At 62.3% G+C, this 19,481-nt stretch carries 18 protein-coding genes; 12 read left to right on the top strand and 6 right to left on the bottom strand.

Going from position 1 to position 19,481, the window contains the following annotated elements; all coding sequences use genetic code 11:
• The first annotated feature begins 38 nt into the window (after positions 1-38).
• From PVE35_RS11405 to PVE35_RS11375, 7 genes are all read left to right on the top strand, one after another.
• Positions 39-8,660 (top strand): glucoamylase family protein, encoded by an 8,622-nt coding sequence (locus tag PVE35_RS11405; RefSeq protein WP_277374691.1) that lies wholly within the window; start codon positions 39-41, stop codon positions 8,658-8,660.
• A 5-nt stretch (positions 8,661-8,665) separates the two neighbouring features.
• The gene (locus PVE35_RS11400) at positions 8,666-8,881 is read left to right on the top strand and encodes a general stress protein CsbD (protein ID WP_277374690.1); all 216 of its coding nucleotides are present in this window, start codon (positions 8,666-8,668) and stop codon (positions 8,879-8,881) included.
• A gap of 1,107 nt (positions 8,882-9,988) precedes the next feature.
• A complete protein-coding gene (locus PVE35_RS11395) occupies positions 9,989-10,720 on the top strand; it encodes a serine protease (RefSeq protein WP_017676988.1) in 732 nt (243 codons plus the stop codon).
• Positions 10,721-10,827: 107 nt separating this feature from the next.
• The gene (locus PVE35_RS11390; RefSeq protein ID WP_196475022.1) at positions 10,828-11,076 is read left to right on the top strand and encodes a hypothetical protein; all 249 of its coding nucleotides are present in this window, start codon (positions 10,828-10,830) and stop codon (positions 11,074-11,076) included.
• Positions 11,073-11,285 carry a CsbD family protein gene (locus tag PVE35_RS11385; protein ID WP_013715900.1) on the top strand — a complete coding sequence of 71 codons (213 nt, stop codon included), beginning with the start codon at positions 11,073-11,075 and terminating at the stop codon, positions 11,283-11,285. The genes PVE35_RS11390 and PVE35_RS11385 overlap by 4 nt, the downstream gene beginning before the upstream one ends.
• Before the next feature lie 235 nt (positions 11,286-11,520).
• Entirely contained in the window at positions 11,521-11,679 is a 159-nt protein-coding gene (locus PVE35_RS11380) for a DUF3309 family protein (protein WP_017676990.1), read from the top strand.
• 173 nt (positions 11,680-11,852) lie between these two features.
• Entirely contained in the window at positions 11,853-12,686 is an 834-nt protein-coding gene (locus PVE35_RS11375; protein ID WP_277374689.1) for a BON domain-containing protein, read from the top strand.
• A gap of 125 nt (positions 12,687-12,811) precedes the next feature.
• Here PVE35_RS11375 and PVE35_RS11370 read toward each other — a convergent pair whose 3' ends face one another.
• A complete protein-coding gene (locus PVE35_RS11370; protein ID WP_277374688.1) occupies positions 12,812-13,354 on the bottom strand; it encodes a hypothetical protein in 543 nt (180 codons plus the stop codon).
• Between the two features lie 223 nt (positions 13,355-13,577).
• Here PVE35_RS11370 and PVE35_RS11365 point away from each other — a divergent pair, with 223 nt between their 5' ends.
• Positions 13,578-14,279, top strand: a complete 702-nt coding sequence (locus tag PVE35_RS11365) for an alpha/beta fold hydrolase (protein WP_277374687.1) — start codon at positions 13,578-13,580, stop codon at positions 14,277-14,279.
• A 36-nt stretch (positions 14,280-14,315) separates the two neighbouring features.
• Here the strand turns inward: PVE35_RS11365 and PVE35_RS11360 are convergent, their stop codons facing one another.
• The 4 genes from PVE35_RS11360 to PVE35_RS11345 all read right to left on the bottom strand — a co-directional run bounded on the left by PVE35_RS11360 (position 14,316) and on the right by PVE35_RS11345 (position 15,754).
• Positions 14,316-14,525, bottom strand: a complete 210-nt coding sequence (locus PVE35_RS11360; RefSeq protein ID WP_179576556.1) for a hypothetical protein — start codon at positions 14,523-14,525, stop codon at positions 14,316-14,318.
• Between the two features lie 100 nt (positions 14,526-14,625).
• Positions 14,626-14,931 (bottom strand): hypothetical protein, encoded by a 306-nt coding sequence (locus PVE35_RS11355; protein ID WP_017676995.1) that lies wholly within the window; start codon positions 14,929-14,931, stop codon positions 14,626-14,628.
• A complete protein-coding gene (locus PVE35_RS11350; RefSeq protein ID WP_277374686.1) occupies positions 14,928-15,350 on the bottom strand; it encodes a phage holin family protein in 423 nt (140 codons plus the stop codon). Before PVE35_RS11350 ends, PVE35_RS11355 begins: the two co-directional genes overlap by 4 nt.
• 23 nt (positions 15,351-15,373) lie before the next feature.
• Positions 15,374-15,754: a DUF883 family protein gene (locus PVE35_RS11345; protein WP_013715907.1), complete on the bottom strand. Its 381-nt coding sequence runs from the start codon at positions 15,752-15,754 to the stop codon at positions 15,374-15,376.
• A gap of 208 nt (positions 15,755-15,962) precedes the next feature.
• Here PVE35_RS11345 and PVE35_RS11340 point away from each other — a divergent pair, with 208 nt between their 5' ends.
• The 4 genes from PVE35_RS11340 (at position 15,963) to PVE35_RS11325 (ending at position 18,691) form a co-directional block, all read left to right on the top strand.
• Positions 15,963-16,172, top strand: coding sequence for a hypothetical protein (locus PVE35_RS11340; protein ID WP_277374685.1), 210 nt, complete (start codon positions 15,963-15,965; stop codon positions 16,170-16,172).
• Positions 16,173-16,235: 63 nt separating this feature from the next.
• Positions 16,236-16,631 carry a DUF4398 domain-containing protein gene (locus PVE35_RS11335; RefSeq protein ID WP_277374684.1) on the top strand — a complete coding sequence of 132 codons (396 nt, stop codon included), beginning with the start codon at positions 16,236-16,238 and terminating at the stop codon, positions 16,629-16,631.
• The gene (locus PVE35_RS11330; RefSeq protein ID WP_277374683.1) at positions 16,628-17,419 is read left to right on the top strand and encodes an OmpA family protein; all 792 of its coding nucleotides are present in this window, start codon (positions 16,628-16,630) and stop codon (positions 17,417-17,419) included. The genes PVE35_RS11335 and PVE35_RS11330 overlap by 4 nt, the downstream gene beginning before the upstream one ends.
• A 45-nt stretch (positions 17,420-17,464) precedes the next feature.
• Complete coding sequence (locus tag PVE35_RS11325) at positions 17,465-18,691, top strand: GGDEF domain-containing protein (RefSeq protein ID WP_277374682.1); 1,227 nt, start codon at positions 17,465-17,467, stop codon at positions 18,689-18,691.
• Positions 18,692-18,712: 21 nt separating this feature from the next.
• On the opposite strand, the gene PVE35_RS11320 is transcribed toward PVE35_RS11325, so the two are convergent.
• Positions 18,713-19,429, bottom strand: a complete 717-nt coding sequence (locus PVE35_RS11320; RefSeq protein WP_017677000.1) for a Crp/Fnr family transcriptional regulator — start codon at positions 19,427-19,429, stop codon at positions 18,713-18,715.
• Positions 19,430-19,481: the final 52 nt, after the last annotated feature.

The following is a 19,481-nucleotide window of genomic DNA, read 5'->3' as shown; positions in this document are numbered from 1 at the left end:
GGCCTGTCCGAACGCTGACGCCGCACGCCAGGAAGCATATGGATACTCAGTGGTCTAGTCTCATCCGGCGATTATGGCGCTCTACGCCTCGTACATTCGAATACGAGGCCGTCCTACGCTCTGAACTGTTCAGTGCCGAGCAAATGGCGAACCATGGTGTCGAGCTCGCGCATCAGCATCGACTCAGCCAGCACACCACCTCGGACGCCTTGCTGGAGCGACTGACCGAGAACGCCAGGGTACTGGCGAGCAGCTGCCAGGCCATGACGGTCGCGACGCTTTCCAGCCAGCGGGCCACACCCGCCGCCGAGTGGTTGCTGGACAATTTCTATCTGATCGAAGAGCAGATCCGTACCGCCCAGAAGCACCTTCCCAGAGGCTATTGCCGCGAGCTACCCGGGCTGTCCCATGGGCCATCGTCCACACTGCCCCGCGTTTACGACATCGCCCTGGAAACCATTTCCCACGGGGATGGGCGGGTCGACAGCGAAAGTCTCGGGCGTTTCATCACCGCCTATCAGTCCATCACTGTGCTGAGCCTGGGCGAACTCTGGGCCGTGCCCATCATGTTGCGCCTTGCTCTGATCGAAAATCTGCGCCGTGTGGCCGCACGGGTGATGGCCAGCTGGAACGATCGCAACCTGGCGAATCACTGGGCAGACCGCCTGAGCGAAACCGCTGAGCGCGATGCCAAGAGCATCGTGCTGGCCGTAGCGGACATGGCGCGCTCACCATTGCCCATGTCCAGCTCGTTCGTCGCCGAACTGGCGCGCCGGCTACAGGGGCAGAACACCGCGCTCATGCTGCCGCTGACCTGGATCGAGCAGACACTGGCGGAGTCCGACCTGAACATAGAGCGTCTGGTGCAGTTGGACGCGCAATCACAAGCGGCCGAACAGGTCTCCATCAGCAACAGTATCAACAGCCTGCGCATGCTCGCGGCCACCGACTGGCGCAAGTTCGTCGAGCGCATGAGTGGCGTGGAGCAGGTGCTGCGCGAGGACCCTGCGGGCATCTACGCGCGCATGGACTTCGCCACGCGCGATCACTATCGGCATGCGGTGGAACGGTTGTCCCGGGCCTGTCAGCACGACGAGACAGGAGTCGCGCGCGCGGCGCTCGACCTGGCCGCAGGCGCACCGCCTGATATCCCGCGCATGGCCCATATCGGCTTCTACCTGATCGATAAGGGTGTACCGGCACTGGAGCGACAGCTCGGCGTGCGGTTGTCACTCATCGAGCAGGGGCAACGGCTGCTGAGTCGTGCGCCACTGTATTTTTTCCTGATTCCGGCCCTGCTGCTCACCGCCCTACTGGCCTGGCCCCTGCTGGCCCTGGCGCATGCCGATAATTGGTCGCTGCTGTACCTGGCCCTGCTCAGCGTACCGCTCCTGCTGATGACCAGCCGCCTGGCCATCGGCCTGGTGAACTGGCTGGTGACCCTGACGATGCCGGCGAACATGTTGCCGCGCCTCGATTACAGCGAGGGCATTCCCGCGGATGCCTGTACCCTGGTGGTCGTGCCGACACTGATTGGCAGCGCGCTGGATGTCGACGAGTTGGTGGAGGGCATGGAAGTGCGCTACCTTGCCAACCGCGACAGCAATCTGCATTTTGCCCTGCTCACCGACTTCCTCGACGCGCAGCAGGAAACCCAGGATGAGGATGCGCCGCTGCTGGAGCGGGCCAGCCAGGCAATCGAAGCGTTGAATGACAAGTACCCGGCCATGGAAGGCAGCCGGTTCAACCTGTTGCATCGACCCAGACGCTGGAACCCGACCGAGCGCCGCTGGATGGGGCATGAACGCAAACGCGGCAAGCTGAGCGAGCTCAATGCAGTGTTGCGCGGCCACGGAAGAGAACGCTTCGACACGATCGTCGGCGATCTGGCGAGGCTGCAGCAGACTGTCTACGTGATCACCCTGGACACCGACACGCAGCTACCGCGTGATGTCGCACGCCAGCTCGTCGGTACCCTCGCTCACCCTCTGAACGCGGCGCAGTTCGACGCCAGCAAGCGACGCATCACCAGCGGTTACGCGATCCTGCAGCCACGGGTCGGCATCAGTCTGTCGAGTATCGCGCGCTCGACCTACGCCCACCTGTTCGGTAGCGATGCAGGGATCGACCCTTACACACGCGCCGTTTCCGATGTCTATCAGGATCTGTTCAGCAATGGCTCGTTCATCGGCAAGGGCATCTATGCCGTGGATGCCTTCGAGCGCGCGCTGGAGGATTGCCTGCCGGCAAACCGCATTCTGAGTCATGACCTCATCGAGGGGTGCTATGCGCGCTCCGGCCTGACCAGCGACATCCAGGTCTATGAGGAATACCCCGCCTGCTACAGCGCCGATGCCAAACGGCACCACCGCTGGATTCGCGGTGACTGGCAGTTGCTGCCTTGGTTGCTCTCATGCCCTCCCTCGGCTGGCTGCCAGCAGGCTACCCGCCTGGATGCTCTGGGCCGCTGGAAGATCTTCGACAACCTGCGCCGCAGCCTTGAGCCGGCGGCTTTTCTGTGCGGTCTCTTGTGGGCCTGGTTCGCCAGCTCGCAGCCGCTGCTTTGGGTACTGGCGATCATTGCCCTGGTGGTTACGCAACCCTTGCTTGGCCTACTGCACGAATTGCTGCACAAGCCACCCGAGGTACCGCTGCGTCTGCATCTGACGACAACCCTGCGCAGCAGCGGATCAAGCTTTCATCGAGCCCTCTTGCCGCTGGTATGGCTGCCTTTCGAGACGCTCAACAGCCTGGATGCGATTGGTCGAACACTATGGAGAATGCTGGTCAGCCATCGCAACCTGCTGCAGTGGAACCCTTCTCGGCAAGTCGAGCGCGGCAGTCGTAACGATCTATCCGGGCTGTATCGCCTCATGTGGGTGTGCCCGGCACTCGCCGCCGGACTGTTCATCCTGCTGGTCATGCATCCTCTGGCTCTGGCGGTCGCCGCACCCTTCCTGCTCGCCTGGTCGGTGGCCCCCGCACTTGCCTGGTGGCTGAGCAAGCCTTCGGCCTCGCTGGCGTTCGAGCCCACTGCACAGGAGCGACGCTTCATGCGCCGCCAGGCCCGCCGGAACTGGGCATTCTTCGAGGACCTGGTCGGGCCTGCGGACAACTGGCTGCCACCGGATAACATCCAGGAACAGCCGGTGGCCGTCACCGCGCATCGCACCTCCCCCACCAACATGGGGATGGCGCTGCTGTCCCACCTGGCCGCCCATGATTTCGCCTATATCAGCGGCGGGCACTTGCTCTCGCGACTGGAGCACATGCTGACCAGCATGGCCCTGCTGCAGCGTCATCGCCGGCATTTCTACAACTGGTACGACACGCTCACCCTGAAACCGCTACCGCCGCATTACATCTCGACGGTGGATAGCGGCAATCTGGCCGGCCTGCTCATGACGCTGCGCCAGGGACTGCTGGAGCTGCCTGATGCTGCGCCGAATGACGCATGCACGCTGCAGGGTCTCAGAGATTGCCTCGATGTCCTGCAGGAAGCCGTGCTGGATGCCGGTCTGGATGAACAGCTTCTGGACGAACTGTTCAAGGTATTGGCAGCACCAGCGCTCACGTCCGAGCCCCCGCACGACCTGCTACCTACCCTGCAGCGCCTGCTCGAGCAGGCCGAGAAACTGACCGTGACCCTGAGCCGGCAAGAAGAACCCAGCTACTGGCTACAGGTGCTGAGTGCGCAATGCCGAGACCTGAGCGCTGAAATGTCCAGCCTGCTCCTGCCAGGCGAACGCTCGCGACGCGTCACCTGGCGGCAACTGGCAACGCTCGATGCCAACGACTGGCCGGCAGACGAGCAGGTGCCAACGCGCAAAGCCAAAGCCTGCGCAATGGAGCGAATCGCGCTGGTAGAACGCCTGGCCACATTGGCAAGCGACCTGGCAGACATGGATTTCAGCTTTCTCTACGACCCGCAGCGAGACCTGCTGGCCATCGGTTACAACGCCGATGAGCAGCGTCTCGATGGCGCCTACTACGACCTGCTGGCCTCGGAAGCGCGACTGACCAATTTTGTCGTGATTGCCCAGGGTCAGTTGCCACAGGAGGGCTGGTTCGCCCTCGGCCGGCTGTTGACCAGCAGCGGCGGCGTCCCGGTGCTGCTGTCGTGGACCGGCTCGATGTTCGAGTACCTCATGCCCCTGCTGGTCATGCCCAGTTACCCAAGAACCTTGCTGGACCAGACCTGCAAGGCCGCAGTGGCGCGCCAGATCGATTATGCCGGCAAGCTCGGCCTGCCCTGGGGCGTATCCGAGTCTGGCTACAACGCCCTCGACACGCAGTTGAACTACCAGTACCGAGCGTTTGGCGTGCCGGGCCTTGGCCTGAAACGGGGGCTCGGCGACGACATCGTCATCGCCCCCTACGCATCGGCTCTGGCGCTGTTGGTGGCACCTGCCGAGGCGTGCCGAAACCTGCAGGCGCTGGCTGGCATGGGCATGGCGGGTCGCTATGGCCTGTACGAGGCGCTGGACTTCACCAGCGCGCGCTTGCCCCTGGGTCGCAGCTCAGCGGTGATCCAGTCGTTCATGGCCCATCACCAGGGCATGAGTTTCCTGGCACTTACTGCCGTGCTGCTCGAGCGCCCCATGCACCGGCGCTTCGAGGCCGACCCGCAGTTCCAGGCCACTGCCTTGCTGCTCCAGGAGCGCATGCCCAAGAGCGCGGCTCAATACCTGCATGCGCCTCAGGTGGCGCAGGAAGAAGCGGCGACTCGCGCCGATGAGAGCAAGTTGCGCGTCTATACCCAGCCTGATCGCGCCCACCCTGCCGTCCAGTTGCTCTCCAACGGCCATTATCACGTGATGATCAGCCATGCCGGCGGCGGCTACAGCCGATGCGACGAGCTCGCCGTTACCCGCTGGCAGGAGGACGTTACCTGTGATGCCGCCGGGACGTTCTGCTACCTGCGCGACACCGCCAGTGGTGCATTCTGGTCGAGCGCATTCCAACCGACGCTGCAACGTACGGACAGCTTCGAGGCGATATTCACCGACGCCAGGGCCGAATTTCGCGTGCGCCAACAGGATATCGACACCCATACGGAGATCGTCGTTTCCCCCGAGGACAATGCCGAACTGCGGCGCCTGCATATCAACAATCGTGGCCTTGCGCGTCGCTCCATCGAACTGACCAGCTACGCCGAAGTGGTGCTGGCGCCGCCGCGCAGTGACTCGGCCCATCCGGCCTTCAGCAAGCTGTTCATAGAGACCGAGCTGCACGCGGATCTACAGGCGATTCTGTGTACCCGCCGGCCGCGCTCGAAAACAGAACACGCTCCCTGGCTATGCCACCTGCTGGCAGCCCATGGCGTTGACATCGAAGCGATTTCCTACGAAACCGACCGCGCCCGATTCATCGGTCGCGGGCGCAGCCTGGCGCAGCCGGCGGCCATGGACGTCGAGGAGCTCTCGGGGACGGTCGGCGCCGTGCTCGACCCCATCGTGGCGATACGCTGCCGCTTCGTCCTGGAGGCCGGCCAGGGCGCCATCATCGATCTGGTAAGCGGTGTCAGCGACAGCCGCAGCGGGTGCCTGCACCTGATCAACAAATACCGCGACCGCCACCTCGCTGATCGCGTTTTCGATCTGGCCTGGACCCATAGCCAAGTGCTGCTGCGGCAACTGAACATCAGTCACGCCGATGCACGCCTGTTCGAGCAGATGGCCGCGTCGATTCTCTACAGTGCGCCGGCGCTGCGCGCCCCCCCTCAGGTCCTGGCGGCCAACCAGCGCAACCAGACAGGGCTCTGGGGCCAGGCCATCTCGGGCGACCTGCCGATCGTGCTGCTGCAAATTTCCAGCGCGGGCAACATCGAACTGGTGCGCCGGCTGGTACAGGCCCATGCCTACTGGCGCCAGAAAGGGCTGGTGGTGGACCTTGTGATCTGGAACGAAGACCAGGCCAGCTACCGGCAGAACCTGCAAGACCTGATCCTGGGCCTGGCGACCTCCGGCAGCGAGGCGCATCTGCTGGATAGACCTGGCGGTATTTTCGTCCGCCCGGTGCAGCAGTTGTCCAGCGAGGATCGGATTCTGATGCAGGCCGTGGCACACCTCGTGCTCAACGACAGGCATGGCCGTCTGTCCGAACAGATCCGCCATCGCAAGGCAGGCCCGGCATTGCCGGCGTTCGATGCGCGCTTGCTGCGCAAGCCCGCGCGCAGCTCAACACGTCCGGAACCAGACCCACGCCTGCTGCTGAGCAACCCCTATGGGGGATTCAGCGCCGATGGCAACGAGTACGTCATCCATCTGATGCCCGGCCAGCCCACTCCGGCGCCCTGGGTCAACGTGATCGCCAACCCTCACTTCGGCACGGTGATATCGGAAAGCGGCAGCGCCTACACCTGGCATGAGAATGCTCACGAATTTCGTCTCACGCCGTGGTGCAACGACCCCGTCACCGACGCAAGCGAAGAGGCCATCTACCTGCGCGACGAGGACAGTGGCCACTACTGGTCAGCGACTGCCCTGCCCTGTCCGGGAAACGCTCGGTACCTTACCCGTCACGGGTTCGGCTACAGCCTGTTCGAGCACGATGAGGACGGCATCCGGACCGAGCTGCGCGTCTACGTGGCGCTGGAGGCGCCGATAAAGTTCTCGCAGCTGCTGGTGCGCAACACCTCGAATCGGCCCCGGCGACTCTCGATCACCGGCTATGTAGCCTGGGTTCTGGGCGAGTTGCGCAGTCAATCGAGCATGCACATCGTCACCGATGCGGACCCGGACACGGGCGCCCTGTTCGCGCGCAACGCCTACTCGATCGAATTCCCTGGCCGGGTAGCTTTCTTCGATGTCGACATGCCGCTCATGAGCAGCACGGCCGACCGCAGCGAATTCATCGGACGCAATGGCAACCTCAAGGCACCGGCAGCCATGGCCCAGGAGCAGTTGTCAGGGCGCAGGGGCACGGGGCTCGATCCCTGCGCTGCGCTGAGGGTCGGGATCGAACTGGCGCCAGGGGCAAGCCACGAGGTGACCTTCCGTCTGGGCGCCGAGCAGAGCGCAAAGAGCGCCTCTCGCCTGGTTCAGCGCATGCGCGGCAACGCCACGGCAGCGGTCGAACTGGAGATCGTACGCACACACTGGCGTTCGACGCTGGCAGCGGTGCAGATTGAAACGCCCGAGCCGGCGCTCGATGTACTGGTCAACGGCTGGCTGATGTACCAGGTCATCGCCAGCCGCTTCTGGGCACGCAGCGGCTACTACCAGTCTGGCGGAGCCATCGGCTTTCGCGACCAGTTGCAGGACGGCATGGCCATGCTGCACTGCGAGCCGGCAGCAGTACGTCGGCATCTGCTGCTGTGTGCAGCCCACCAGTTCATCGAGGGCGACGTGCAGCACTGGTGGCATCCGCCGATGAACCGTGGCGTGCGCACTAGCTGTTCCGATGACTATCTCTGGCTGGCACTGGCAACCAGCCGCTACGTGCAGGTCACCGGTGACCACAGCGTGCTCTCGGAAAGCGTTGGTTACCTGGAAGGACGCGCACTCGATAGCGGTGAGGAATCCTATTACGACCTGCCTGGCCAGTCGGCTCTGCGAGAGACGCTTTACCAGCACTGCGTGCGCGCCATCGAGCACAGCCTGCGACGCGGCGTTCATGGCCTGCCACTGATGGGGCATGGCGACTGGAATGACGGGATGAACCGTGTCGGTGAACAGGGCCAGGGAGAAAGCGTATGGCTCGGCTTCTTCGGCCATGAGGTGTTGAGCCGATTCGCGACGACCGCCGAACGCAATGGCGACCCGGACTTTGCACGCCGCTGTCTGCAGCAGGCCAAGGCCCTTGGTGAAAGCCTGGAAAGCCACGCCTGGGATGGTGCCTGGTATCGCCGTGCCTACTTCGACGACGGCACGCCGCTGGGCTCGGCCAGCAACGACGAGTGCCGTATCGATTCCATCACCCAGAGCTGGTGCGTACTCTCGGGCGCGGCCCCCGAGAAGCGCCAGCGCATGGCCATGGCGTCGCTCGACCGTCACCTGTTTCGTCGCGACATAGGTCTGATCAAGCTTCTCACGCCGCCTTTCGATAACGGCGCCATGGACCCCGGCTACATCAAGGGCTATCTACCCGGCATCCGCGAGAACGGCGGCCAATACACCCACGCAGCGGTCTGGGCAAGCATGGCCTTCGCCGCGCTCGGCGACAGCACTCGAGCCTGGGAACTCCTGCACGCCATCAACCCGATCACCCATGGTGACAGTGCCGCTGCGATTGCGACCTACAAGATCGAGCCCTACGTGCTGGCTGCCGATGTCTACGGCATGCCGCCGCATGAGGGGCGTGGCGGCTGGAGTTGGTACACCGGCTCCGCCGGGTGGATGTACCGCTTGATCGTCGAGTCCTTGCTCGGTGTGCAGCGCAGCGGCGCCTGCCTGCATATTCGTCCGCTATTGCCGGCACACTGGCCCGGTTTCACCTTGCACTACCGTTATGGCGCCACGCCTTACCGAATCACGGTGCAGCGCACAAGGCAGGATGAGCAGACGATCGACCTCGATGGCATCCGCCTCGAAGGCGACGGACTGCCATTGCGCGATGATGATCGGGAACACCACGTGGACATCAAGCTGCCGCTGAATCTCATCAGCAGCCCTGATCCCGTCATGCCGCCTACTCAGCCTTTGGACATCACGGAGTAACTCAAATGAGCAGACTACTTGGCGACATCATCAAAGGAAAATGGCGGCAACTGGCCGGCCCAGCCATGATCAACTGGGATGAGCTGAACCTTGATGAGCTGATCAAATCCGAAGGGGATAAAGATAAATTGACCCATCTGGTAGAGGTGCGCTACGGCATGACCCACGAAGAAGCAGAAAAACAGGTGCTGAGCTTCTTCGAGCGCAATCGCACCACGTAATGATCGACTACTTCTTCGAATACCGACCTCTAGAAAGTTAGAGCAGATAGTTCAACCTGCAATATCCGAGAAACAAAAGACAGCCCTGCCTTAAGCGATAGAGTTTCAAACGACCTAGCCCTAGAGTGGCTTGACCACACCGGCAAATCAACGCAATGCAATCCAGCACTCAGTTATTTCTAGTCGCGGGTTTCTCCACATGGCAAAAAGTTTGGACCTTGGCTTGCAAGGCATCTGCCATCTCCTGCGCCTCACTCATGGTTGTGCCAGCTACGAGGTGTATGATCACCGTGTGATGAGGACTACCTGGCTGCTCATCAAGTGGCTCACAAACGATAGTAAGTGGAACATTCTTTGGCTCAGGAGGCGACGGCGCAAGCTCTCTGACAATATATCGATAGATATCTGAGTACGAAGTTTTCATCACGACCTCCCAATAGGCCGGTATTAGGCCTAGCTAATTGCCCCGTCCCCTCGCCATTGCAACTCATGCTCGCGAAGCAAGGACTACTTTTTTAATAAAAACAGACGACCAACGAAAATATCACCTTTTCATATGATCGCTGACACTCAAGCTAGCGAAGACTCTTTCTGCGAAAGACCGCATAGCGTTAATGCGCTAGCTATCCATCAAGTCGTCTTGCAAGTCTCGTGTCGATTGTTCGCGCTTCTCGCGCTTGAGAAGTCGACGTTCACGCTGCTCAACCTCTTGCTGGTAACTGCTGGAATCAGCCCCCCCGGGCAAATACTGGTCAGCAGGTTTACTCGGTTGGTCAGATTTTTTGGGCTTGTGCATATCGTTCACCAATCGGAATTATCCGACGCGAAACAGACGCGCCATCCATATGGATACTGCCACCCCGTACCCACTCGATCCGTACGCTGGCACGCATACGATTCGGTCTTCACCCGATAGACTCAATGCACCGAAACGAGGGATGGCCCCGCATTCATCGGTGATGCCATGGCTGGCTGCAGAATGGATGAAAGATCAGCACGCAATGGCACGAGTAACACCGCTGGTTTGACTGTTTGCGGGCTAGCCCAATGACTTGATGCGACATGACAGTCGGTAAGCAAATTATCGACCGGAGGCTCTGTAAGGCGATGATCGATTCCCTGATGTTGAGCGTGGCACGTATCACCACCATTGCAGGCACGCAGGTGCTGACCAATGCCAGCGGGTTCTTCTTCGCTCGCGATGAGCGCCTGTTCCTGGTCACCAGCCGCCACGTATTGATCGATGAGCCCACGGGTCATCACCCGGACAGCCTGGAGATAGAAGTCCACACCGATTCGACCAATATGGCCAGCTCCACAGGCTTTTCCATCCCTCTTTACCGCAACGGCGGCAGCCTATGGCGCCAAGGCCTGGATAGTGCCGGCGAAATCGATGTGGCCGCGATCGAAATCGAACGCCCGGCACTACCCACTGCCATCGCCTACCACGCCTTCAGACCGGAACATTTAGTGCAGCCTCAGGAACATATCGAGATCGGCGCCCAGTTGCTGGTGGTTGGTTTCCCGCTCGGCTTCCATGACAGCCTTCACCACATGCCAGTGGTACGCCACGCAATTCTCGCGTCCTCTTTCGGCCTTCGCTTTCAGGGTCTCGGTTATTTTCTCACCGACGCTCGCACTCACCGCGGTACCAGTGGCTCACCGGTGGTGATGCGGACCAGCAATCCCGCCACAGGGCAACAATCCCTGCCGTGGCGCCTGCTGGGTATTCACTCGTCCCGGGTCGACCTGGGCAGCCGTGACCTGTTGCTGGACGAGGCGTTAGGCCTTAACTGCACCTGGTACGCCGATATTCTGATGACGCTGACCGAGCACTGACTTGCAACCTAAGCGCGACAACGCACCGACTGGCCCGTACCAGCCTGTCACAGTCCTCTTCCCGGCACCTCGCACCTTTGCAGTTGCCGGTTTTAGCAGAGGTCACCATGCACAAGCCCACCTATCAACAACCGGCCAAGCATTCGGGTAAAGCCGAAGGCCAAACCCAGAAACCGTCAACCGCCAGCACCGCCCAGCCGTTCTACAAGGCGGATCGCGATCCTGTCATCAGCAAGGACAGCTTCGAGGGGCCCGCCAAGTCGCCTCAACAACCCAAGGAAGCGGCCAACCAAGCCAAGCCGCAAGCCACTCAGGACAAGCGCAACGCGCAGAACCGGGAGCCGAAAAAGTCATGAGCCTGCCAAGTACGGATGCCCTCAAAGGCAAATGGCAGCAACAGGTCGGCGCCGCGAAGATCGCTTGGGGCAAGCTGACCGAGGACGAGTTGCTGAAAACCGAAGGCCAGGAGCAGAAACTGGCTGGTCTGATCAAAGAGCGTTACGCCCTCACGCGTGACGAGGCAGACAAACAGGTCAAGAGCTTCCTGCAGAAATGCAAAAGCTGATCTGACCGCGCACTCCATCGCTCCGCCCTCTGCGGAGCGTTTGGCTTCCTGGCGTTCAGCGCCAAGCTCCCCTCTCCTGCCCGCCGCAACAGCTTGCAGCGCTATCGCCAGCTTACGTGCGCAGCCGTACAGATCGGCAGCCCTGTCTACGTCATGCTGATGCCATGTAGAGCACGGACCCACCACTGCGCGCCTGCTAAACCCACCCCATCATCAATACCGCAAGGAGCCTGCCATGAGCCTGGGCACCATTCTGCTGATCGTGCTGATCCTGCTACTGGTCGGCGCCATTCCCACCTGGCCCCACAGCCGCAGTTGGGGCTACATGCCCAGCGGCGCCCTGGGCCTGATCGTCGTCATCCTCCTCATTCTGGTGCTACTTGGCCGGATATGAACCTGGGCCTGCCCACGGTGCGCCAACGCACCGACTGCCAGCCCATGGACTGCCAAGCTGCATCATCCGGTATCGGCCATAGCCGATACCGGTGCAACGCCCTCCCATCGACCATCAGCCAGGCGCCAGCTGCACGCGCATCGCCGCCGGCTTTCTCGCAAAGGACTCTTATCATGCACACGCAACCGCGCACCCTTCTGCTGGCTTCATCGCTCGCTCTGGCCATCGCCACAGCGAGCGGTGGTGCGCTAGCGGAAAACATGTCCCAGGACATCACCGAGGCACGCCAGGAAAGCCAGATCTCGACCGCCTACTCCATCAGCCCCTATCTGCGCGCCAGCGACCTCAAGGTTTCGGTGGACAATGGCAAGGCGACGCTGACCGGCCGAGTGACCGAAGAAGCCAACAAGGAACTGGCCAATGAGATCGCACTCGGCGTCAGCGGCATCGAGTCGGTGACCAACAACATCGTCGTCGATGCTAAGTTCACCCCGAGCAAATCCAGCGGCGAACGCAGCTTCGGCGATACCATCGACGATGCCAGCACCACGGCGGCGATCAAGTCCAAGTTGCTGTGGAGCCGACATGCCGAGGGCATGGATACCAAGGTGGTCACCCGCGACGGTAAGGTCACCCTCAGCGGCACCGTGGGCAGCAGTGAAGCCCTCGAGCATGCGGCCAGCCTGGCAATGAGCACCAACGGCGTGACTGCCGTCGATAATCAGCTAAAGGTCAAGGCTGACAAACCGGGTATGGTCGACAGCAGCAAGCAGGCCGCCAGCGAAGCCGGCGACGACATCGCCGACAGCTGGATCACCACCAAGGTGAAATCCACTCTGCTCTATTCGCGCAATGTCGGCGGTACGGGGATCGATGTCAGCACCGAGAACGGTGTCGTCACCCTCAGCGGCAAGGTTGACGATGGCGCCGAACGCGCCTTGGCGGTGAAACTTACGGAAAACGTGCGCGGGGTGAGAAGCGTGCAATCGAAGGCGCTGACCTTCTGAGACGAGGACGATATGCCAGGTCAGCCCCAACAGGCTGACCGGCCATATCTACTGCAAATTACGCCGCGCTGGCTGCCATGCCTCAGGCAGACCGAAGGACGCTGATGCCGGACATGACCCGCAACTTAGCTTAACCAGCCGTCACGCCCGCTCTGGACCATATCCACATCCTTGCAAGTACCACTGGAAGCCGTCAGCACTTCACGGACCATGCTGGTTTGCTCGGCACTGCGGGTATTGGCCAACAACACGCTACCGCCGGCGGCTATCTCCTCTGGAGTCAGGCTCGGACGCCACGGGACAACCGCAGCGAGGCCGATCAGGGCACCTAGCAAGGCCCCAAGAAAAGCACCCCAGCCCATCAGCATGATCGGCGCAAGCGATGGGCTGGCAGTCAGCAAGCCCATGTCCGAGATGACCAGAGCGGCTTGGGCCAGTGCGCCCAATACCCCGCCGACCACAGCGCCGATGGCGCCATAGGTCAGCATCGCATTGCGCGCCGAGCGGCTTTTGAGCCGAGCCGCCAGGCCCAGCGGCGTGTGCTCACTAGCATCCAGTATCTGCAACTGCTCACGTGATAAGCCGCGTTTGAGCAGCTTGGACAGGACGCGATCAGCCGCTGCACGCTGGGCAAAACTGGCGGATACATTATGACGATAGGTGTCCATCGCTCTACTCCCGATTGGCTCCACGCACAAAGCGCGTACGGCTTCAGGCTATTGCCACGGCAGCGCCGCGTCTGTGCGTTCGCGTACCCCCCACAGCTCAGTGCCGCCGCCCCTGGGTGCGCTAACGCACGGTCGCCACGCCGCGCATGGCGCAACCTGAGCAGAAGCTGTGTCCAGCCTGTCCGGATTCCCCCCATCTGCCGATAAAATTGCGAGGCCGACCATGACCAGACCACACCTGCTGCTGCTTCCGGGATTACTCTGCGATGCGCGCCTCTGGCAATATCAGGCCGCAGCTCTCGCCGCCACCACGCACGTTTCGGTCGCCGACGTCAGCGATGAAGACTCCATTGCCGCCATGGCCAGCGCGGTGCTTGCCCAGGCACCGGCCGATGAGTTCGCCCTGGCCGGTTTTTCCCTGGGCGGCTATGTCGCCCTGGAAATTCTCCGCCAGGCACCGCAGCGCGTGCTGGCTCTGGCCTTGCTGGATACAAGTGCCAGGCCCGACACGGACGAAAATAGCGAAGCCCGAATGCAATCGATACGTCTGGCGGCAGTGGACTTTCCCTCCGTCCTCGAAGGGCTGCTACCAAAACTGGTTCACCCAGCACATCTGGATGATCCGGGCTTGCTGGAGGTGATTCATGCCATGGCCAACAGTCAAGGTGCGCAAGTCTGCATCAACCAGCAGCGGGCCATGATCGGCCGTGTCGATAGCCGTCCGGACCTGTATCGGATCGCCTGTCCAACCCTGGTGCTGTGCGGCAGCGACGATGCCATCACACCACCGGAAGTCCACCGGGAAATGGCCGACGCCATCACCGCCTCGCATCTGGCCATTATCGAGACTTGTGGCCATCTGGCTCCGCTGGAGCAGCCGGATGCCGTCTCAAAGGAACTAAAAAACTGGCTCGCGCGGCTGTAGCCGCAAACGGTGCCAGAGATCAGGCGTCCAGCGGGCTCAAATCAGACGCTGCCAGACCTCCGTATCGGCCAGATCGTCGAGTGTGGCGTGGCGCGCCTGGCCGTACAGCGGATTGAGCTCATAGCTCCAGGCCGACTCGAGACTGGCGGCATAGCGCATGCCACTGGGTTTGTGCAGGTAGAGCGCGAGCGACTGGCACTGCGCATTGATATGCCTGACGAGGGGTGATTCGATCATTCCGTGCATGGCGAAACCTGCTGCGGCGCTGGCCGTTCTGTTTCTGGTCAACTTCATGCTGTGCCAGTGCAACGCAGTTGTATGTACGCCAGCGTACTTCCCAGACACATTACCTCAGGCGCTTTGGCCGAGCACTTGCCGGCCTCTGCCGTGGCGCACCAGAAGCGAGCAGACGCACGAAGCGACCGAGAATCAGCAGTAGACTGAAACTGCGCAAGGCACGCGGCCCCAGCAACATAGCCAGCGCAGAAACCAGCTGCACGCGCTGGGCGGGCATAGCCCTGAGCAGGCGCAGGGTCAGGCTGCGGGGATAGCTGCCCTTCGAGTCAGCGCCCAACAGTTGCTGCAGACGCTGACGCTGCGCCGCTAGCTGCAAGCGCAACGCCTGGCGTTGTTGCTCGGGGGATACCTTCATATCGTCCGCCGCAGCGCGACGAACCCAGCCGTCAGTTCCTCACGCGTCGCCGCGAAGGACTGGGCGCCACGGCCAACGAGCACCTTCAGGCGCCAGCAGGCCAGTAACAGTCCCAGACCATGCAAGCCTACCACCGCCAGAACGCCAGACCACTGGTACGGCGTTGCCCAGCTCAGCGCCAGCAACAGCGCACTGAGTACCAGCAACAGGCTTAACAGGCAGGCAAAAGCCAGTCCGGCGAACAGCACAAGCCGCAGTAGGCGACGCTTCTCCTCTGCCCACTCCAGACTAGCCAACTGCCCGTGCAGCTCGACCTGTTCGAGCAATTGCGGGCCGGCGACACGCCACAGGCGCAGAAGGCGCAGCAAGCCCCGCAGTGCGCCTGGCGCTGCGGGGCTGACGGGGGAAGACTTGGGCATATACATTGCCGTTCGATCCATGCTTATCGGCTACGAGCCAGCACACAGCCGAGCAGAAAGGCCGCCGCCGCGCCGACCCCGATGGCCTTCCAAGGCTGCGCATGCACGTAATCATTGGCCATCACTGCCTGATGATTGGCCTGTTTGGCCAAGCTAAGCCCAAGCGTCTCGATTCCCTGACGAGTGCTGGCCAGGCGGGCAACCAGCCGATCCTTGGCATGTGCCAGATCGTCGGCACCGAGCGAGGTGGTTTCCTTGATAAGGTCTTCGAGGTCGGCCAACAGATTGTGAAATTCCTTGCTCAGGCCGGTGCGTGTGGTGCCCTCGGGGAGAACCAAGGCGGGTTGCGCCGCGCCACCAAAACCATTGCTACCCGACTCTGGGCGATTGTCTGAACTATGCATGATTGACTCCAAATGAACTGAGGCTGAGTGAAAGAGCAGCCTGCGCCGCCGTCGCAAGTGCGTCTGTGCGCCAGCGAACGCCATCTCCGGGGCCGCCGCAGCTTCCCTCTATGCGCGGCAACGTACCGACGCCGATTCGTACACCAGGCAATCTGCTGCATCAGGGTCAGGCACTTCCGCCGGCCCCGCTCCCCAGCAGAGGTGCACGATGCACGACCCCATGCAACCCGCCCCCACCTATCAACCGCCACAGGTGACCGAGCGCCGCCGCCCGGCCGAACCCGGCTCGATCACTGAACCCGGTTTTCAACCCAAGCGCCGGGACGATACGGACAAGAGCATGCCCCCGCAGCAGTCGCCGGGGTCATTGGCCGGGGCACCTGGCGGGCGCCATACGTTGGACGCCAAACACCGCTGAGCCGCCGTCGATTTATCACTGTGCAGGCGGATGCCCAGGCTCCGCCGGCACGAGGACAGCTAGATGAACGAGACCAAGAAAACCACCCGCATCGGAGCGCTACTGGGCCTTGCCGGAACCGCCCTGCTGCTCGCGGCCTGCGCATCGCAACCTGTGCCGCCTATCCAGAAACTGCAGGCCGCGCAATTTGCCATCCAGAGTGCCGAACAGGCCCGTGCCAGCGAACATGCCGCCTTCGAACTAGGCATGGCCCGGGAGAAACTGGCAGCCGCAGAAGTGGCGGTGCAGAACGAGGACATGCCGCTGGCCACGCGCATGGCCGAACAATCGCGGGCTGAAGCCGAACTGGCCATGGCCCGTTCGCAAATGACCAAGGCGCTCATCGTCAATCAGGAAATGCGTGACAGCACCGAGAGCCTGAAGCAGGAAATGCAACGCAACACGGGAGTGAGACCATGAACGTGCACTACACGCAAGTCTATCTATTGGTTGCCGCCTTCTCCCTCGGAGGCTGTGCAGCCACGCCAGTGACACCGACGGGTGCAGCCGATGCCCGCCACCGGTTGACTCAGTTGCAAAACGACCCGCAGTTGGCCAGCCGTGTACCGGTCTCACTGAAGGCTGCAGAGACCGCCGTACTGGCTGCCGAACAGCCGCGAACCGATGAGATCCTGGGCCAACACCTGGTGGTGATGGCTGATCGCAAGGTGGAGATCGCCCGTGCTCGCGCCCTGGAGCGTTTCTATGAGGACCAACGTAGGCAACTGGGCGAACAACGCGAAAGTGCCCGCCTCGACTCACGCACCCGCGAAGCCGATCAAGCGCAGCAACGCAACGTCGATCTGCAACGGCAGATCGACGGCCTCAACGCCGAGGAAACCGAACGCGGCCTGCTGGTGACCCTGGGTGATCTGTTGTTCGCCAGCGGCCGAGCGGAGCTCAATAGCAACGCCAACCATAACCTGGCCACACTCACCGACTTTCTCAATCGTCATCCAGAACGTACGGTGACAATTGAAGGCCACACCGACAACGTCGGCAGCGAGAGTGCCAACTTCGGTCTGTCGCAGCGTCGTGCCGACAGCGTGAAGTCCCACCTGCAAAGCCAGGGCATCGCCGCCAGCCGCCTGCTCGCCTCAGGCATGGGCGAAGGCTCGCCGGTGGCCGGCAACGACTCGGCCGCGGGACGGCAACTGAACCGTCGGGTCGAGATCATCATCAGCAACAATCTCACCTCGTCGCGCTGAAGCGGCCGGCAAAGAGGCTCCAGGCAACCGGCAAGGGGAAACGCCATGGCCTATCGAATTCTCCTGGTCTCGACGGATGCCGCAGCCGGCTGCGGGCTCCAGGCCATACTGAACCAGGCCGGCGACGGCTGTTTCGTCGTCGAATGCCTGGATCGACTGGACGATGCGGTCATGCGCGCGCAGGCCGGCGGTCTGGATATCGCTCTGTTCGAGCAGAGTCTGTATCCCGGTACCGCCCTGACCAACTTCGAGCTGCTGTCACGCATCGCCGCGGCCGTACCGCTGATGCTCTATCGAGCTCTCGGCGATGGCCGAGATTCTCGGACCACGCAGGCGTTCTGCGCCCTGATTCCAGCAGACCGGCTTGCCCATGAGCACGCACACGCCCAGATCATTCTCGATTCGATCGGCGCTGCGGTGATCACGACCGACCTGCTAGGCCGTGTCGATTACCTCAACCGCGCGGCCCAGCGTATCAGCGGCTGGACACTGGAACGAGCGCGCGGCCACTCCATCGCCGAAGTGATGCCGCCGCCCGATGGCGACGCCAGCCGCTGCGCTGCAACGGCGCCGCAGATCCTGCGAGAGAATCGTCCAACGCCCCCTGACCAAGGCACGCGTACACCGCGGGCGTTCGAGGACTCCTCGGCACCGATCCACAATGGCGATGGGCAAGTCAGCGGGGCGGTGGTCGTCTTTCATGACGTCAGTGCAGCGCAGGCGAAGGCCGACAAGATGACGCACCTGGCCCAGCACGACATCCTTACCCACCTGCCCAATCGTCTGTTGCTCGACGACCGCATTGCCCAGGCGATGCACCTGGCAAAACGGCATGCCAGTTCACTGGCACTGATGTTTCTCGACCTCGATAACTTCAAGCAAATCAACGATTCACTCGGCCACACTGTCGGCGACCAGTTGCTGCAATCCGTCGCCCGACGCCTGCTGGCCTGCGTGCGCAGCTCGGACACCGTCAGCCGGACCGGCGGCGATGAATTCATCGTGTTGCTGAGCGAAATCCAGGGCGAACGGGACGCCGCCGTCAGCGCGCGGAAAATTCTCGGCGCCCTGGCGGCGCAGCACTGCATCGAGCAGCTCGGGGTACAGATCACCTGCAGCATCGGTATCAGTCTGTTCCCGGCCGACGGCAGCAGTGCCGAGGCATTGCTGCGCCATGCCGACAGTGCCATGTATCAGGCCAAGCAGACCGGCCGCAACCGCTATCGGTTCTTCCACGACAGTATCGAGGTGCACGCGGATGGCAACCGGTAAGCCGCGCAGACGGTACCTGACTCAGGCCAAGCGGCGCAGCGGCAGGCTGAACTGCCGGCTGTAGTCGTCGAGCATCTCGGCGTAGCACTCGCAGGCCGCCGCCTCCAGCCGCGGCCGATCAAGAATGCTGATTTCGCCACGGCTGTAGTGGATCAGCCCACGTAACTGTAGCGCGCCAGCGGCAATGGTCACCCCGCTGCGGCGCACCCCGAGCATGTTGGCCAGGTATTGATGAGTCAGGTGGAAATGGTCGGCATGGGCACGGTCGTGTGTCATCAACAGCCAGCGTGCCAGGCGCGGCTCCAATGCATGGAACTGACCGCAAGCGGCGTTCTGCGACAGCTGCACCAGCAACACGTAGAGATAGCGCTTGAGTCGACGCTGCAGCCGCGGGCTGGCCAGCAGCTCTTCGTGCAGTGCTTCGATGGTGATGCGCAAGGCGCTGCCTGCGCCCTGCACCACCGCTCGGCTGGGCGCCGTCTCTACCCCCAGTACAAGGGTGACACCGAGCATGCCTTCGTAGCCGATCAAACCCAATTCCAGCGGATGATGGCCACTCAGGATATTCACCTGCGAGATAAAGGCGGTGAGCGGAAAGTACAGGTAGTGCATCGGCTCGTTGGCCTCGCACAGGAGGCTGCCGAATTGCAGCTGCACCAGCTCGCAGTGCTGCAGCACGGCATTACGCTCTTTGACCGGCAGGCCGGCGAGGAGCAGATTCTGGATGACCCCTGACATGGGCGAGTCCCTGCGGCACGTACGAATCGGAGGGGTGCGGAGCAGGTGCCTG

The sequence above is a fragment of the Pseudomonas sp. AA-38 genome (assembly GCF_029457475.1).
Classification (GTDB): domain Bacteria; phylum Pseudomonadota; class Gammaproteobacteria; order Pseudomonadales; family Pseudomonadaceae; genus Aquipseudomonas.
This window is presented reverse-complemented; position numbering and strand designations above follow the sequence as displayed.

Coding starts and splice junctions, on each gene's coding strand:
- PVE35_RS11405 (WP_277374691.1), top strand. CDS start 39: ATGGATACTCAGTGGTCTAGTCTCATCCGGCGATTATGGCGCTCTACG.
- PVE35_RS11400 (WP_277374690.1), top strand. CDS start 8,666: ATGAGCAGACTACTTGGCGACATCATCAAAGGAAAATGGCGGCAACTG.
- PVE35_RS11395 (WP_017676988.1), top strand. CDS start 9,989: ATGATCGATTCCCTGATGTTGAGCGTGGCACGTATCACCACCATTGCA.
- PVE35_RS11390 (WP_196475022.1), top strand. CDS start 10,828: ATGCACAAGCCCACCTATCAACAACCGGCCAAGCATTCGGGTAAAGCC.
- PVE35_RS11385 (WP_013715900.1), top strand. CDS start 11,073: ATGAGCCTGCCAAGTACGGATGCCCTCAAAGGCAAATGGCAGCAACAG.
- PVE35_RS11380 (WP_017676990.1), top strand. CDS start 11,521: ATGAGCCTGGGCACCATTCTGCTGATCGTGCTGATCCTGCTACTGGTC.
- PVE35_RS11375 (WP_277374689.1), top strand. CDS start 11,853: ATGCACACGCAACCGCGCACCCTTCTGCTGGCTTCATCGCTCGCTCTG.
- PVE35_RS11370 (WP_277374688.1), bottom strand. CDS start 13,354: ATGGACACCTATCGTCATAATGTATCCGCCAGTTTTGCCCAGCGTGCA.
- PVE35_RS11365 (WP_277374687.1), top strand. CDS start 13,578: ATGACCAGACCACACCTGCTGCTGCTTCCGGGATTACTCTGCGATGCG.
- PVE35_RS11360 (WP_179576556.1), bottom strand. CDS start 14,525: ATGCACGGAATGATCGAATCACCCCTCGTCAGGCATATCAATGCGCAG.
- PVE35_RS11355 (WP_017676995.1), bottom strand. CDS start 14,931: ATGAAGGTATCCCCCGAGCAACAACGCCAGGCGTTGCGCTTGCAGCTA.
- PVE35_RS11350 (WP_277374686.1), bottom strand. CDS start 15,350: ATGCCCAAGTCTTCCCCCGTCAGCCCCGCAGCGCCAGGCGCACTGCGG.
- PVE35_RS11345 (WP_013715907.1), bottom strand. CDS start 15,754: ATGCATAGTTCAGACAATCGCCCAGAGTCGGGTAGCAATGGTTTTGGT.
- PVE35_RS11340 (WP_277374685.1), top strand. CDS start 15,963: ATGCACGACCCCATGCAACCCGCCCCCACCTATCAACCGCCACAGGTG.
- PVE35_RS11335 (WP_277374684.1), top strand. CDS start 16,236: ATGAACGAGACCAAGAAAACCACCCGCATCGGAGCGCTACTGGGCCTT.
- PVE35_RS11330 (WP_277374683.1), top strand. CDS start 16,628: ATGAACGTGCACTACACGCAAGTCTATCTATTGGTTGCCGCCTTCTCC.
- PVE35_RS11325 (WP_277374682.1), top strand. CDS start 17,465: ATGGCCTATCGAATTCTCCTGGTCTCGACGGATGCCGCAGCCGGCTGC.
- PVE35_RS11320 (WP_017677000.1), bottom strand. CDS start 19,429: ATGTCAGGGGTCATCCAGAATCTGCTCCTCGCCGGCCTGCCGGTCAAA.